At 26.5% G+C, this 15,113-nt stretch carries 13 protein-coding genes; 10 read left to right on the top strand and 3 right to left on the bottom strand.

Features of this window, described 5'->3' with window-relative positions; all coding sequences use genetic code 11:
• Positions 1 to 8: 8 nt before the first annotated feature.
• Complete coding sequence (locus tag BGIGA_RS02385) at positions 9 to 983, bottom strand: deoxyhypusine synthase family protein (RefSeq protein ID WP_014726777.1); 975 nt, start codon at positions 981 to 983, stop codon at positions 9 to 11.
• A gap of 12 nt (positions 984 to 995) precedes the next feature.
• A complete protein-coding gene (gene rny / locus BGIGA_RS02380; protein ID WP_014726776.1) occupies positions 996 to 2,567 on the bottom strand; it encodes a ribonuclease Y in 1,572 nt (523 codons plus the stop codon).
• A 222-nt stretch (positions 2,568 to 2,789) separates the two neighbouring features.
• Between rny and BGIGA_RS02375 the strand changes: the two genes are divergently transcribed.
• From BGIGA_RS02375 to rplS, 9 genes are all read left to right on the top strand, one after another.
• Entirely contained in the window at positions 2,790 to 3,950 is a 1,161-nt protein-coding gene (locus BGIGA_RS02375) for a cysteine desulfurase family protein (RefSeq protein ID WP_014726775.1), read from the top strand.
• Between the two features lie 64 nt (positions 3,951 to 4,014).
• Positions 4,015 to 4,659, top strand: a complete 645-nt coding sequence (locus tag BGIGA_RS02370) for a succinate dehydrogenase cytochrome b subunit (RefSeq protein WP_041178351.1) — start codon at positions 4,015 to 4,017, stop codon at positions 4,657 to 4,659.
• 13 nt (positions 4,660 to 4,672) lie between these two features.
• Positions 4,673 to 6,691 carry a fumarate reductase/succinate dehydrogenase flavoprotein subunit gene (locus BGIGA_RS02365; protein WP_014726773.1) on the top strand — a complete coding sequence of 673 codons (2,019 nt, stop codon included), beginning with the start codon at positions 4,673 to 4,675 and terminating at the stop codon, positions 6,689 to 6,691.
• Between the two features lie 14 nt (positions 6,692 to 6,705).
• Complete coding sequence (locus BGIGA_RS02360; protein ID WP_014726772.1) at positions 6,706 to 7,473, top strand: succinate dehydrogenase/fumarate reductase iron-sulfur subunit; 768 nt, start codon at positions 6,706 to 6,708, stop codon at positions 7,471 to 7,473.
• A 27-nt stretch (positions 7,474 to 7,500) separates the two neighbouring features.
• Positions 7,501 to 8,457, top strand: a complete 957-nt coding sequence (locus tag BGIGA_RS02355; protein ID WP_014726771.1) for an acetyl-CoA carboxylase carboxyltransferase subunit alpha — start codon at positions 7,501 to 7,503, stop codon at positions 8,455 to 8,457.
• Positions 8,458 to 8,474: 17 nt separating this feature from the next.
• A complete protein-coding gene (gene dnaB / locus BGIGA_RS02350; RefSeq protein WP_014726770.1) occupies positions 8,475 to 10,064 on the top strand; it encodes a replicative DNA helicase in 1,590 nt (529 codons plus the stop codon).
• An 18-nt stretch (positions 10,065 to 10,082) separates the two neighbouring features.
• Positions 10,083 to 11,300, top strand: coding sequence for an ABC transporter permease (locus BGIGA_RS02345; protein ID WP_014726769.1), 1,218 nt, complete (start codon positions 10,083 to 10,085; stop codon positions 11,298 to 11,300).
• A gap of 66 nt (positions 11,301 to 11,366) precedes the next feature.
• Entirely contained in the window at positions 11,367 to 12,755 is a 1,389-nt protein-coding gene (gene glmM / locus BGIGA_RS02340) for a phosphoglucosamine mutase (RefSeq protein ID WP_014726768.1), read from the top strand.
• A 6-nt stretch (positions 12,756 to 12,761) separates the two neighbouring features.
• The gene (gene rplS / locus BGIGA_RS02335; protein ID WP_014726767.1) at positions 12,762 to 13,106 is read left to right on the top strand and encodes a 50S ribosomal protein L19; all 345 of its coding nucleotides are present in this window, start codon (positions 12,762 to 12,764) and stop codon (positions 13,104 to 13,106) included.
• A 52-nt stretch (positions 13,107 to 13,158) separates the two neighbouring features.
• Here rplS and BGIGA_RS03160 read toward each other — a convergent pair whose 3' ends face one another.
• A complete protein-coding gene (locus BGIGA_RS03160) occupies positions 13,159 to 13,443 on the bottom strand; it encodes a hypothetical protein (RefSeq protein ID WP_014726766.1) in 285 nt (94 codons plus the stop codon).
• Between the two features lie 199 nt (positions 13,444 to 13,642).
• On the opposite strand from BGIGA_RS03160, the gene guaB reads away from it, so the two are divergent.
• Positions 13,643 to 15,112, top strand: coding sequence for an IMP dehydrogenase (gene guaB / locus BGIGA_RS02325; RefSeq protein ID WP_014726765.1), 1,470 nt, complete (start codon positions 13,643 to 13,645; stop codon positions 15,110 to 15,112).
• Position 15,113 lies beyond the last annotated feature (1 nt).

Below are 15,113 nucleotides of genomic sequence, written 5' to 3'. Positions count from 1 at the left end.
TAAATAAATTACATATTTAATATATATGCGAAAATAAGCGGAGCAACTATAGTTGCATCTGATTCAATGATAAATTTTGGAGTTTCCTTATCTATTTTTCCCCAAGTTATTTTTTCATTGGGAACAGCTCCAGAATAAGATCCATAACTGGTCGTTGAATCAGAAATTTGACAAAAATAAGACCAAAATGGAGTAGGATAAAATCCTATGTCTTGAGATAACATAGGAACTACACAAATAGGAAAATCTCCAGATATTCCACCTCCAATTTGAAAAAAACCTATTTTATGTTTGACAGATTCATCTTGATACCATTTTGCTAAATATATCATATATTCAATTCCATTTTTTACAAGAAATGGGTTTAATAGTTTTTTCATACAATATGAAGCAAAAATATTTCCTATTGTGCTATCTTCCCATCCTGGAACTATGATAGGTAAATTTTTTTTAGCAGCAGCTAATACCCAACTATCTTTTGGATCTATGTTGTAATAGGGTTCTAAAATATTTTCCTCTAATAATTGATAAATATATTCATGAGGAAAATAACGTTTTGATTTTTCTTGAGCTTTTATCCATTTTTTTAAGATATATTTTTGTAATCTTTTAAAAGCTTTTTCTTCTGGAATACAAGTATCTGTTACTCTATAATAGCCTGTTTTTGAAAATTTTTTTTCCTCATCAGGAGTTAAATCTCTATAATTGGGTATCTTTTTATAATAAGAATGAGCTATCAAATTCAATATATCTTCTTCTAAGTTAGCTCCTGTACAAGAAATAATATGAACTTGATCTTTTCGTATCATTTCAGATAGAATTTTTCCTAATTCTGCCGTACTCATTGCTCCTGCTAATGTAATCATCATTTTTCCATTATTTTGGATATGATATTTATATGCTTTAGCTGCTTCTAATAAAGTTAAAGCATTAAAATGAAGAAAGTATTTTTTAATAAAATAAGTAATAGGAGAGTCTTTCATAATTTTATTATTTTATCTAGCTATTTGTACAGCTCTAGTTTCTCTGATCACTGTCACTTTAATTTGACCAGGATAAGTCATTTCGTTTTTTATTTTTTCTGTTATATCACAAGATAATTGAAAAGCTTTTTTGTCATCAATTTTATCACTTTCAACTAATACACGCAATTCTCTTCCTGCTTGAATGGCAAAAGCTTTATTGACTCCATCAAAACTAAACGCTATATTTTCCAAATCTTTTAGTCTTTTTGAATAAGATTCAAAAGAATTTCTTCTGACTCCAGGACGAGCTCCACTAATAGCATCTGAAATTTGTATTATGGGAGATATTAATACTTTCATTTCTATTTCATCATGATGTGAACCTATTGCATTACAAACTTCCACATTTTCTCCATATTTTTCTGCCCATTGCATTCCTAAAATGGCATGAGGCAATTCTGACTCGTTTTCTGGAACTTTTCCTATATCATGTAATAATCCGGCACGTTTCGCCAATTTAGCATTTAATCCTAACTCGGAAGCTAATATTCCTGATAAATGAGAAACTTCCAGAGAGTGTTGTAAAAGATTTTGACCATAAGAAGAACGATATTTCATTCTTCCTATCATTCGGATTAATTCTGGATGTATTCCATGAATTCCTAAATCTATAATATTTTTTTTTCCTATTTCTATTATTTCTTCTTCAATTTGTTTTTCCGTTTTTGTAACTATTTCTTCAATTCTAGCTGGATGTATACGTCCGTCTAGAACTAATTTGTGAAGGGACAATCTTGCTATTTCTCTTCGTATAGGATTAAAACAAGATAAAAGAATTGCTTCTGGAGTATCATCTACAATAATTTCTACTCCTGTTGCTTTTTCTAAAGTTCTTATATTTCTTCCTTCTCTTCCGATTATACGACCTTTAACATCATCTGATTCTATGTTAAAAACGGATACGGAATTTTCAACGGCTTGTTCTGTTCCAATTCTTTGAATTGCTTGAATAACAATTTTTTTTGCTTCCATTTTTGCAGTTAATTGTGATTCTTCTATAATATTTTGTATGTGAGTTTGTGCTTTTGCTTTGGCTTCTACTTTTAGAATTTCAATTAATTCGTTTTTAGCTTCTTCAGAAGAATAATTAGATATTTTTTCAAGTAATTCTACTTGTTGAATATGCATATTTTTAAATTCTTCTTGTTTTTTTTTAAGAATCTTGTATTTTTTTTCATAGTCATATATTTGTGCTTCCAAACGATTATTTTTTTTAAAATAAATTTCTATTTCTTTAGACAATCTATTTTCTTTTTCTCTTGTTTTATTTTCGATATCAATTATTTTTTTTTCTCTTAAATAAACATCTTTTTCATGTTTAGATTTCAGTTCTGTAAATTTTTCTTTTACTTGAAGCATTTTCTTTTTTTTTATAGATTCCCCTTCTTTTTCTGCATTATTTATGATATTTTTTGCATGAAAATTAGCTTTTTCTAATAATTGAATATATTTTTTTAATATAGTTTTTTTCCCAAAAAAAAAACATGTAATAATTCCCATCATAAACCCCATGAGGACCGAAAATCCAACATTTATTATCATATTCACTCAATTTAAATAAAAATAAAATAGACATTTTAATACATTATTAATTATAAATATTTAATAAAAGCTATAAAGAGCTATAAAGTTTTTTTTTTAAATATTTGAATCCCAATATAACTATGATAAATATACAAAATTAAAAATGTAGAAAACATTTTTAACAAACGGGATTTGAATACATTATATTTGTATGTATATGTAAAATTTTCAATAGAATAAATGAAACGAGCATATCTGGATAACGCAGCTTCGACCCCTATAAGAAACGAAGTTGTGAAAGTTATGATAAACACATTAAAATGTTCATTAGGAAATCCTTCTTCAGTGCAACACAGTTACGGTAGAGAAGCTCGTTCTATTATAGAGGAATCTAGAATTTGTATAGCTAAAAATATTCAAGCATCTCCTTCAGAGATTATTTTTACTTCAGGAGGAACTGAAGCAAATAATCTTGTATTAAGATCTTCAATATTAGATTTAGGAATTAGACATATTTTAACATCACAATTGGAACATCCATCTGTATTACAAACAATTTTAGATCTATCTATTAGATATAAAATAACTGTAGATTTTATTTCAATTCATGAAAAAGGAATATTAGATTTTAATAATATGGAAGAAATATTGAAAAAAAATATATATAAAAAAACACTTGTAAGTTTAATGTATGCTAATAATGAAATTGGAAATTTGTTAGAGATAGATAAAGTATTTTTTTTATGTAAAAAATATAATGCTTATTTTCATTCAGACACAATACAAGTTATAGGGAATTTTCCTATTAATATGGAAAAATTATCCTTTGATTTTGCTACTGCAAGTGCACACAAATTTTATGGTCCGAAAGGAATAGGTTTTGCTTTTATAAGAAATAATATTTTAAAAAAAATGAGACCTTTTATGACTGGTGGATATCAGGAATATAGTATTCGTTCAGGAACAGAAAATATACATGGAATAGCAGGATTATCAGAAGCTTTACGATTGTCCTATTTCGATTTTACAAGTCATATAAAAAAAATGCAAAATTTAAAATCTTATTGCATTTCAGAATTAAAAAAAATAATTCCCAATATTATTTTTAATGGATTATCATATGATCTTGATAAAAGTATTCCCTCTATATTAAACTTTTTGTATCCCACAAAAAAAAAAGATTATTTATTATATTTTCATTTAGATTTAATGGGTGTAGCTGTTTCTGAAGGAAGTTCTTGCAATAGTAAAAAAAAATCTCATGTGATTCAATCAATAACAGATATAAATTTATTAAATCAAACAATGCCCATTCGAATTTCTTTTGGTATTTTTAATGAAAAAAAAGATATAGATTTACTTATAGAATCTCTACAAAGAATACAAAGAATTAGAAAATAAAGTAATTTTAAAAATTTCAAATATCTTATTTATATTTACTCCATAAACAATATATTCAGTTTCAGTGAATCATTGCAATTTTTTTCAATCTTCTGTTGGAAAAAAAGTGATCATGGCTTCTACAGGAGTTTTTTTAATGATTTTTTTACTATTGCATTTGAGTGTGAACTTATTTCTTTTTTCAGGAGAAAAAGCTTTTAACGATGCTGTCTTTTTTATGAGAGAAAATATATTTATTCGAATTATGGAATATGTACTTGCTATAGGTTTTATAATTCATATATTATTCGGAATTAAGTTGCATTTAGAAAATAAAAAAACAAAAGGAAAAGTAGATTACGCTATAAATTATTATTTTTCTACTTCATTTAGTAGTCGTACAATGGTATATACAGGAATTTTAATTTTATGTTTTTTAGTTTTACATCTTATTAATTTCATGATTCCTATGAAATATTCAAATCATATAATTTCTGATTATTATATAGTTGTTAGTTTATTTAAGAATCCTTTTTACACATTTATATATGTATTTTCATTTTTAATTTTAGGGATTCATTTAAACCATGGATTTCAATCTTCTTTTAAATCTTTAGGATTATCCAATGACAAAAAATCGGTTTGGATACAAAAATTTGGTTCTTTATATCTATGGTTTATTTGTTCTGGATTTTCTATTATTGCTATTTGGTTTTTTTTTAATGAATGATAATTAATAATTGATGACCTATAAATTTAATTCAAAAATTCCAGTCAGTTCTTTAATTCATAAATGGAAAGATCACAAATCTACTTTAAAATTAGTATCTCCTAATAATAGATCTAATATTGAAATTATTGTTGTTGGAACAGGACTTGCTGGAAGTTCAGCTGCAGCTACTTTATCAGAATTAGGATATCAAGTTAAAGCTTTTTGTTATCAAGATTCTCCCAGAAGAGCTCATTCTGTAGCGGCACAAGGTGGAATTAATGCTTCAAAAAATTATAAAGGAGATAATGATTCAATTTATCAACTTTTTTATGATACGATAAAAGGTGGAGATTATAGATCGAGAGAAGCAAATGTATATCGTTTAGCAGAGATTTCTTCTAATATTATAGATCAATGTGTAGCTCAAGGAGTTCCCTTTGCTCGTGATTATGCCGGATATTTGGAAACTCGATCTTTTGGTGGAACAAAAGTTTCTAGAACTTTTTATGCAAAGGGGCAAACAGGACAACAACTACTATTAGCATGTTATTCTTCTATGTCTAGACAAATAGGAATAGGAAGAATCAAAATGTATAATCGTTATGAAATGTTAGATTTAGTTATAGTAGATGGGATCGCTAGAGGGATTATTGCTAGGAACCTAATTTCTGGAGAAATCGAAAGACATGCAGCACATGCTATCGTTGTAGCTTCTGGAGGTTACGGAAATTTATTCTTTTTATCAACCAATGCTATGGGGTCTAATGCTAGTGCAATATGGAAAGTTCATAAAAAAGGAGGATTTTTTGCGAATCCTTGTTACACTCAAATACATCCTACTTGTATTCCGGTACATGGAAATTATCAATCGAAATTAACATTAATGTCTGAGTCATTAAGAAACGATGGAAGAATATGGGTTCCAAAAAAATTAGAAGATGCCATTTCCATACGAAATGGGTCTAAAATGCCAGAGGATATAAGCGAAGATGATAGAGATTATTACCTTGAAAGACGATATCCATCATTTGGAAATCTTGTTCCAAGAGATGTTGCTTCTAGAGCAGCTAAAGAACGTTGTGATAAAGGATTTGGAATAGAAAACAATGAAACCAAAGAAGGTGTATTTTTAGACTTTAGTTTCTCTATAGAAAAATATGGAAAAGAAAAAGCTAATGAACTTGGAATTCAAAATCTATATTCATTAGAAAAAAAGAAATTAGGAAAAAAGATAATGGAATCTAAGTATGGTAACTTATTTCATATGTACGAAAAAATTACCAATAGTAATCCTTATCAAACTCCTATGAAAATTTATCCAGCAGTTCATTATACTATGGGAGGATTGTGGGTTGATTATAATTTGATGTCGTCTATCCCTGGATGTTATGTTATAGGAGAAGCTAATTTTTCTGATCATGGAGCAAATCGACTTGGAGCTTCTGCATTAATGCAGGGATTAGGTGATGGTTATTTTATTTTACCATATACCATAGCTGATTATTTGTCTGAATGTATAACAGAAAAAATATCTACAAAACATGTTGCATTTCAGATATCGGAAAAAAATGTAAAAAACAGAATTAAAAAATTTATTCAAAATAATGGAAATATGTCTGTTGATTTTTTTCATAAAAAACTTGGAAATATTATGTGGAAATATGTAGGAATGAGTAGAAATCATTTAGGCTTACATAAAGCGATAAAAAATATACAAGAACTTCGCAATGAATTTTGGAAAAATGTTTTTGTTCCCGGAAATGTTGATGACGGATTAAACTTTGAATTAGAAAAAGCTGGACGGGTAGCAGATTTTTTAGAATTGGGAGAATTAATGGCTATGGATGCCTTAAATAGAAAAGAATCTTGTGGAAGTCATTTTCGCGAAGAATATCAAACAAAAGAAGGAGAAGCACTTCGTAATGACACACATTATAAATATGTTTCTGTATGGGAATACAGGGAGAATCATCCTATAAGTGATGAAATTATGCACAAAGAAAATTTAGATTTTACTTTTGTAAAAGTACAGTCTCGTTCTTATAAATAAAGAAAAATAATTGGATGAAAAAACTTATGAATTTTAAGTTAAAAATATGGAGACAAAAAAATCGAAAAGAAAAAGGTTCTTTTAAGACTTATAAAATATATAATATATCTCCTAATAGTTCATTTTTAGAAATGTTAGATATTTTAAACAATCAAATCATATGCAGTAAAAAACCAGATTTATATCCTATATCATTTGATCATGATTGTCGTGAAGGAATTTGTGGAATGTGTTCTCTATATATTAATGGAAGACCACATGGTCCAGATAATTCAATTACTACTTGTCAACTTCATATGCGTAATTTTCGTGATGGAGAAATTATATATGTAGAACCTTGGAGAGCAAAACCTTTTCCTATAATTAAAGATCTTATTGTAGATAGATCTTCTTTTGATAGAATTATTATATCAGGTGGATACATATCTGTAAATACATTTGGAAAAACAATAGATGGAAATATGATTCCGATTTCAAAAGAAAAAGCAGATAAAGCTTTTGATGCGGCTACGTGTATTGGTTGTGGGGCATGTGTTGCCGCATGCAAAAACAGATCCGCTATGTTATTTGTTTCAGCAAAAGTTTCACAATTAGCTTTATTGCCTCAAGGTAAAATAGAGAGAAAAAAAAGAGTTATAAATATGATAAAAAAAATGGATGAGGAGGGATTTGGAAGCTGTACAAACACTAAAGCATGTGAAATTGAATGTCCAAAAGGAATATCCACAGAATATATTTCTTTTATGAATCGAGAATATATTCTTCAATCATTTACTCCCTAATTTTATCATTTTATTTTTTTTTTAAATATGGAATATTTAGATTTCGAAAAGCCAATACAAGAAATTCAGGATCAATATGTTAATTGTGTGTTAATAGAAAAAAACAGTGGAATAAACATGAAAGAAGTTTGTGATCAATTGCAATTCAAATTGGAAAAAACCATTAAAAAATTACACAGTAATTTAACTCCTTGGCAAAGAGTACAATTATCTAGACATCCAAATAGACCTTATACTTTAGATTACATACATTCCATAACAAAAAAAGATTCTTTTATAGAATTACATGGAGATCGTCATTTTGGTGATGATAAAGCTATAGTAGGAGGGTTTGGTAAAATAGAAGATTATACTTTTATGCTAATAGGGACTCAAAAAGGAAAAAATACCAAGGATAGACAATATAGAAGATTTGGAATGCCTAATCCGGAAGGATATAGAAAAGCTTTACGTCTTATGAAATTAGCAGAAAAATTTGAAAAACCTGTTATTACTTTTATTGATACACCAGGTGCTTTTCCTGGAATTGAAGCGGAAAAAAGAGGTCAAGGAGAAGCAATTGGTAAAAATATTTATGAAATGATGTGTTTAAAAGTTCCTATTATTGTTTTAATTATAGGAGAAGGAGCAAGTGGAGGAGCTTTAGGTATTGGAATCGGAGATAAAGTATTAATGATGGAAAATTCTTGGTTTTCAGTTATTTCTCCTGAAAGTTGCTCTACAATACTTTGGGGGACTCGCGATAATAAAGAAAAATCAGCAGAAGCATTAAAATTAACAGCAGAAAATATGCATAAGTTTAATCTTATAGATGATGTCATTAAAGAACCCTTAGGAGGGGCTCATTTTTGTCCTGAAAAAGCATACAAGCTTGTAAAAAAACAAATTATTAAACATTATAAACGATTATCTGAAACCCATATAGAATCTATTATTAAAAAAAGAAAAAATAAGTATATTTCTATTGGTTTTTTTGATGAATAAATTTTCATAATTATATAATGAAAAATATTATACAGGAAGAAAAAAATAAATTTTTTTTCAATTCAATAACGAAAAAAGGAAAAATACCTCCTCAAGCATTAGATTTAGAGGAAGCTATCATAGGTGCTATTATGATAGATAAAAAAGGGTTAGATGAAGTTATTGATATACTTTTTCCTGAAATTTTTTATAAAAAAGAACATCAAGAAATATTTTTTGCCATACAAAAATTGTATCATAATTCTGAACCTGTAGATTTATATACTGTTTTAAATGAACTTCGCATAATCGGAAAATTGGAATCAATAGGAGGAGAATTATATTTAATCGAATTAACACAAAAAGTTATTTCTTCTGCACATATAGAGTATCATAGTCGCATAGTGTTGCAAAAATTTATTTTAAGAAAATTAATCAGTATATCTTCTGATATCATTCAAAAATGTTATGAGGAAAATACAGATGTTTTTGATCTTTTAGATCATTCCGAATCAAAACTTTTTGAAATTAATCAAAAATATTTAATAGAAAAAAAATATGAAACAACTCAATCTCTTATACAAAAAGCTATTGAAAAAATTAAAAAAACAGAAAAAGAAGGATTAAGTGGAATTTCTTCTGGATTTCATAAACTGGATTATATTACTTCTGGATGGCAGAATTCTGACTTAATTATATTAGCTTCCAGACCTGGAATGGGTAAAACGACTTTTATGTTATCTATGGTGAAAAATATAGTTGTAGATCAAAAAATTCCAATTATAATTTTTTCATTAGAAATGTCTTCAATTCAATTAATTACAAAGTTAATTTCTTCAGAAACCGAAATTTCATCAGACAAAATTAAAAGAGCAAATTTATCTAAGTTAGATTGGGAACGTTTACTTCATAAAACAAAAAATTTAAAGAATATTCCATTATTTATAGATGATACTCCTTCTTTATCTATATTTAGTTTACGTGCAAAATGTCGTCGTTTAATTTCACAACATGGAATTAAAATAGTATTTATAGATTATATGCAATTGATGGGAATTAATAATTATGGATCTAAATTACAAAATAGAGAACAAGAAATATCAGTTATTTCTAGAAGTCTAAAATCTATAGCCAAAGAACTTGACATCCCAATAATAGCTTTGTCTCAACTCTCTAGAGCTGTAGAAACAAGAGGAGGAAGTAAACGACCCGTATTATCTGATTTACGGGAATCAGGAGCTATTGAACAAGATGCAGATATAGTTTTATTTATTTACAGACCCGAATATTATGGATTCAAAATTTGGGATTCAGATGACGATAATGATTTTTGTGTAGGTCAAGCAGAAATTATAATTGCTAAACATAGAAATGGAGGACTAGACAAATTTCGTTTAAAATTTATAAGTGATCAAGCTAAGTTTGTAAACTTAGAAGAAAAAAAACAGACTTCATTAGTTTGGGAAGAAGATTACAAAAAAAATGTTCTTGATCAAGAACATTTTTTTGTATCTCCTTCTTATTCTTATGACGATTTTGAAAGTAATCCATTATCAGATTCATTTAATAATGAAAATGAAATAGATACCAATAATGATGATTATAATTCTTTGAATGAAGATATTTAGATTATTAAAATAATAAAAATGAATTTTGAATGGTTTTTTTCTAAAAAAACAGTTTGGAAAGATTTTAGAAAAAATCCAACTCTTAGAATAATAGTTGTAATAACACAAACAACAATAATTTTTGGTCTAATTATAGCTATTTTAACTTTTTCTATAGGATTTGGATTTAAAAAAATTATAAAAGACAAACTATTAAATATTAGAGGACAAATTCTTTTGCATAAGGATAATTCAGAAAAAAATAATCCTTTTTTTTCTGTAAAAAAAAAATATTTATTAAAAAAATTTTTAAAATCTAATTTAGTTCAACAAATTCATGGAATTTCTGAAAATAATGTGATTATTTCTAAAAATAAAAAAATAGATAGATATATATTTAAAGGATTATATAATAATTATAATCCTATTTTTTTTCAGTATTTCTTAATTACAGAAAATCAAAAAAAATTATTGTATCATAAAAATGTGATTTTATCTAAAAAAATATCCTTATCATTAGGATTAAATATTGGATCAAACATTAAAATAAATTTTCTTTTTTTTGATGAAAAAGGAAGCCCTATTATGATTTCTGATAAATTTAAAGTCTCTGGTTTATATGAAACTGGAATATCAGAATTTGATGATATATATATTATTGGGAACATAAAATCTATTCAAAAAATTTACGGATGTAAAAAAGATTTAGTAGAAAAATTTGAAATTTTTGTTTCCTATGAAAATATAGAGAAAAAAATTTTTAAGAAAATACCTAAAAAATTTTTAGTAAAAAAAATTCAAAATAATTATGATATCGTAAAATGGATAAACATATTTGATGCAAATATTATTGTTATTAGTCTTATTATTTTTCTATCTATAACTATTAATATGGTTGTATTTATTCTAATACTTTTTTTAGAAAGAATTAAAACTATAGGGATTTTAAAAATTTTAGGAGCTGAAAATAAAGTTATACATAAAATATTTTTGTTTTATATCATACAAACATTGATTCCTTCGTTAATTATAGGGAATTGTATTGGAATCATTTTATTAATAGTACAAAAAAAATTTCATTTAATATCATTAAATAAAACAGAATACTTTATTGATTATGTTCCTATTTATTTTAATATACATCATATTATCTTTATCAATTTATCTATTATTTTTATTTGTTTTATGACAATATTTTTTTCTTCTTTATTCTTCATCCATAAAATCTATCCTACAAAAGTTATAGAACTTGAATAAATCACAAATTATCTATTTATCTATATTAAATTTTGTATTTTTGTTTAATAAAAAATTAAATTATTTTTGGTACTTGTAAAATCTTCATCTGGAATAAGAGGTACATTAGGTGGGAAGGTTGGAACTGGTTTTTCTCCTATAGATATAATTCAATTTTCGGCAGGATATGTTTCCTGGATGAAAAGAAAATATAAAAAGAAAAAAAAATTTATCCTAATCTTAGGAAGAGATGGAAGAGTTTCTTCTGTTTTATTTCAAAAATTTTTAATAATTACTTTTCAAAGTCTTGGAGTGGACATTGTAAATATTGGTTTATCTACAACACCTACTGTTGGAATTGCTGTTATAAATGAGAAAGCTGATGGGGGAGTAATGTTAACGGCAAGTCATAATCCTAAAAATTGGAATGGATTAAAAATGTTTAATTCTTATGGAGAATTTTTATCTGAAGAAGATTTTAAAAAATTGTTATATATAGTAGAAAAAAAACATTTTAATTTTTCTTCATATAAAAAATTAGGCAATCTTTTTTATAAAGCGAATTACATTCAAAAACATATAGAAAAAATTATTTCGTTGCCTATTATAGACAAAAATGTTATTCAAAAAGCTAAATTAAAAATTGTAGTAGATGGAATTAATTCTACGGGGGGAATAGCTGTTCCTATTTTATTAAAATGTTTGGGGGTTCATGTGATTAAAATATATTGTGATCCTCATGGTGATTTTGTTCATAATCCTGAACCTATTGAAAAAAATTTGAGAGAAATATGCAAAAAAGTAACGAATCTGAAAGCGAATTTAGGAATTTGCGTAGATCCTGATGTGGATCGTGTGGTGTTTGTCTGTGAAAACGGAGATTTTTTTGGAGAAGAATATACTTTAGTATCTATAGCAGATTATATATTGGAAAATAAATTAGGTCCTATTGTTTCTACTTTATCATCTTCTCATGCATTAAAAGATCTTTCCATAAAAAAAAGAGTTCCTTATTATTCTACTCCTGTTGGAGAAATACATGTTGTAAAAAAAATGAAAGAAGTTCATGCAGTTATTGGAGGAGAAGGAAATGGAGGAATTATTTATCCTAATTTACGTTATGGTAGAGATGCATTGATTGGAATTGCATTATTTTTAACTCAAATAGCTAAACTTTCCAATATTCCATTATCTAAATTAAAAAAAAGATATTCCAATTATTTTATGTCGAAAAAAAAAATTCGATTTTGTTCTCATGAAGGAATTAAAATATTATTACAAACAATAAGAAAAAAATATAAAGGAAAAAAAATGGATTTTAGTGATGGAATTAAAATTTATTTTAAACATAATGAATGGATACATATAAGAAAATCGAATACTGAAAATATTATTAGAATACATTCAGAAAGTACTTCAAAAAAAAGAGCTGATTTTTTATCTAAAAAAATTATATATGATATTCAAAAATCATGATCAATTATGTTTAAAAATATTATAAAATACACAGAAGATAAATTTTTATCTAAAAATCATTTTCCGTTATTTCATTCAGGAGATACAATCACTGTTTTTTTTGAAATTAAAGAAGGAGAAAAAAAAAGGATTCAATCTTTTAAAGGAGTAATTATAAAAAAACAAGGAAAAGGATTAACTAAAACATTTACTATTCGAAAAATAAGTGCAGGGATAGGAATAGAACGTGTATTTATTTTCAATCAACCTAACATACGAAAAATAGAAGTAAACAAGAAAGGAAAGGTCAGAAGATCAAAAATTTATTATTTAAGATCCTTAAAAGGGAAGAAAGCAAGAGTAAAAAGTTGAAAAGCGAAAAAAAAGTGAACTCACTTTTTTTTCGCTAATACCTATTTTTTATTTATTTGTTATTCTTATCGTTTTCTTCAGTTGTTCCTTTTTCTTTTTCAGCTGTATTGCTGTTATTTTCCTCATTATTGTTTTTTGAGGGCTCCTCACTAGGAGTTGCAGGAGGTGTATTGTTGTTATTGGAATCTGTTTGATTTTCATTGTTGTTATTAGCTGTTTTTTCCTCTTCTGTAGTCGCAGAGTTACTTTCATTTTTATTTTTGTTATTGCAACTAATAGTAAACAAAAATATTGCTAACAAAATCGTAGTGACTGTAATTCTTAATTTTTTCATCATAATCGATAGTATTTCAGTTATTACATTTTCTGGGCAAATTTATATAAAAATTTGGAATGAAAAAATATATCATTATTTGTATTTTTTTTTAAAAGGGGAGTAAAATTGAATTTTCTTTTTTTTTTCAAAAAAAAAACTTTGAAAATAAGAATATTATGTTTTTTTAATTTTATACAAAATTATTTTAAAATAAAAAATTATGTCTTTAAATAAAAAAATTTTAAAAGAAGCTCTTACTTTTGATGATGTTTTACTTGTTCCTTCTTATTCTTCAATTATTCCATCAGAAGTTTCTCTTAAAACTTGTCTTACCCTAGATATTACTATGAATATTCCTATATTAAGTGCCGCCATGGATACCGTAACGGAATCATCTTTAGCTATCTCTATAGCTAGAGAAGGAGGAATAGGAATTATTCATAAAAATATGAATATAGAAAATCAATCAGAAGAAGTTTATAGAGTCAAAAGAAGTGAAAGTGGAATGATAGACGATCCTATTACACTTTCTAGAAATTCAACATTAAGATATGCTCAATATCTTATGAAAAAGTTTAAAATTTCTGGATTACCTGTTATAGAAAAAGATCATTCATTAGTAGGAATTATTACCAGAAGAGATATAAAATATCGTACGGATTTGGATACTTTAGTAGAAAAAGTAATGACAAAAGAAAAATTAATCACATCTAAAAAAAATATAACTCTAGAAGAAGCTAAAAATATTTTATTAAAAGAAAGAATTGAAAAATTACCTATTGTAGATAATTACAATAAATTAGTGGGATTAATTACAATTAGAGACATTGATAATTTGATTGAGTATCCTAATGCTTGTAAAGATTCTAGAGGACGTTTACGTGTAGGTGCAGCTATTGGTATAGATAAAAAAACTATAGAAAGAGTAGAATCTTTAGTCAAAGTAGGGGCAGATATCATAGCTATAGATTCAGCGCATGGTCATTCTTGTAAAATATTAGAAACAATAAAATTAATCAGAAATTCTTTTCCGGAAATAACATTATTAACAGGAAATGTAGTAACAATGGAGGGGGCAAGAGATTTGATAGATGCAGGTTCTAGTGTTTTAAAAGTAGGAATTGGATCTGGTTCAATCTGTACAACAAGAGTTATTGCTGGAGTAGGAATGCCACAAATTACAGCTATTAATGATGTATATGAATATGCTAAAAAAAGGAATGTTAACGTTATTTCCGATGGGGGGATAAGATATTCAGGAGATGTAGTTAAAGCTATTGCTGCTGGAGCTAGTTCTGTTATGATTGGAAGTTTATTCGCGGGAACAGATGAAGCTCCAGGAGAAGAAGTAATTTTTCAAGGTAGAAAATTTAAAACTTATGTAGGAATGGGATCATTAATAGCTATGAAAAGAGGGAGTAGAGATCGTTATTTTCAATTTAACGAAAAATCTGTTCCAGAAGGAATAGAAGCTATAGTGCCTTATAAAGGAAAAATGAAAGATGTTATTTATCAAATTTGTGGAGGATTACGTTCTGGAATGGGATATTGTGGGGTTTCCACAATTATAGAGCTCATGAAAACAGGGCAATTTGTAAGAATTACTAATTCAGGATTAAAAGAAAACCATCCGCACAGTGTAAATATAACTAAAGAATCACCTAATTACTTTAATTACGACAGAAAATAAA

The sequence above is a fragment of the Blattabacterium sp. (Blaberus giganteus) genome (assembly GCF_000262715.1).
Lineage (GTDB): Bacteria > Bacteroidota > Bacteroidia > Flavobacteriales > Blattabacteriaceae > Blattabacterium.
This window is presented reverse-complemented; position numbering and strand designations above follow the sequence as displayed.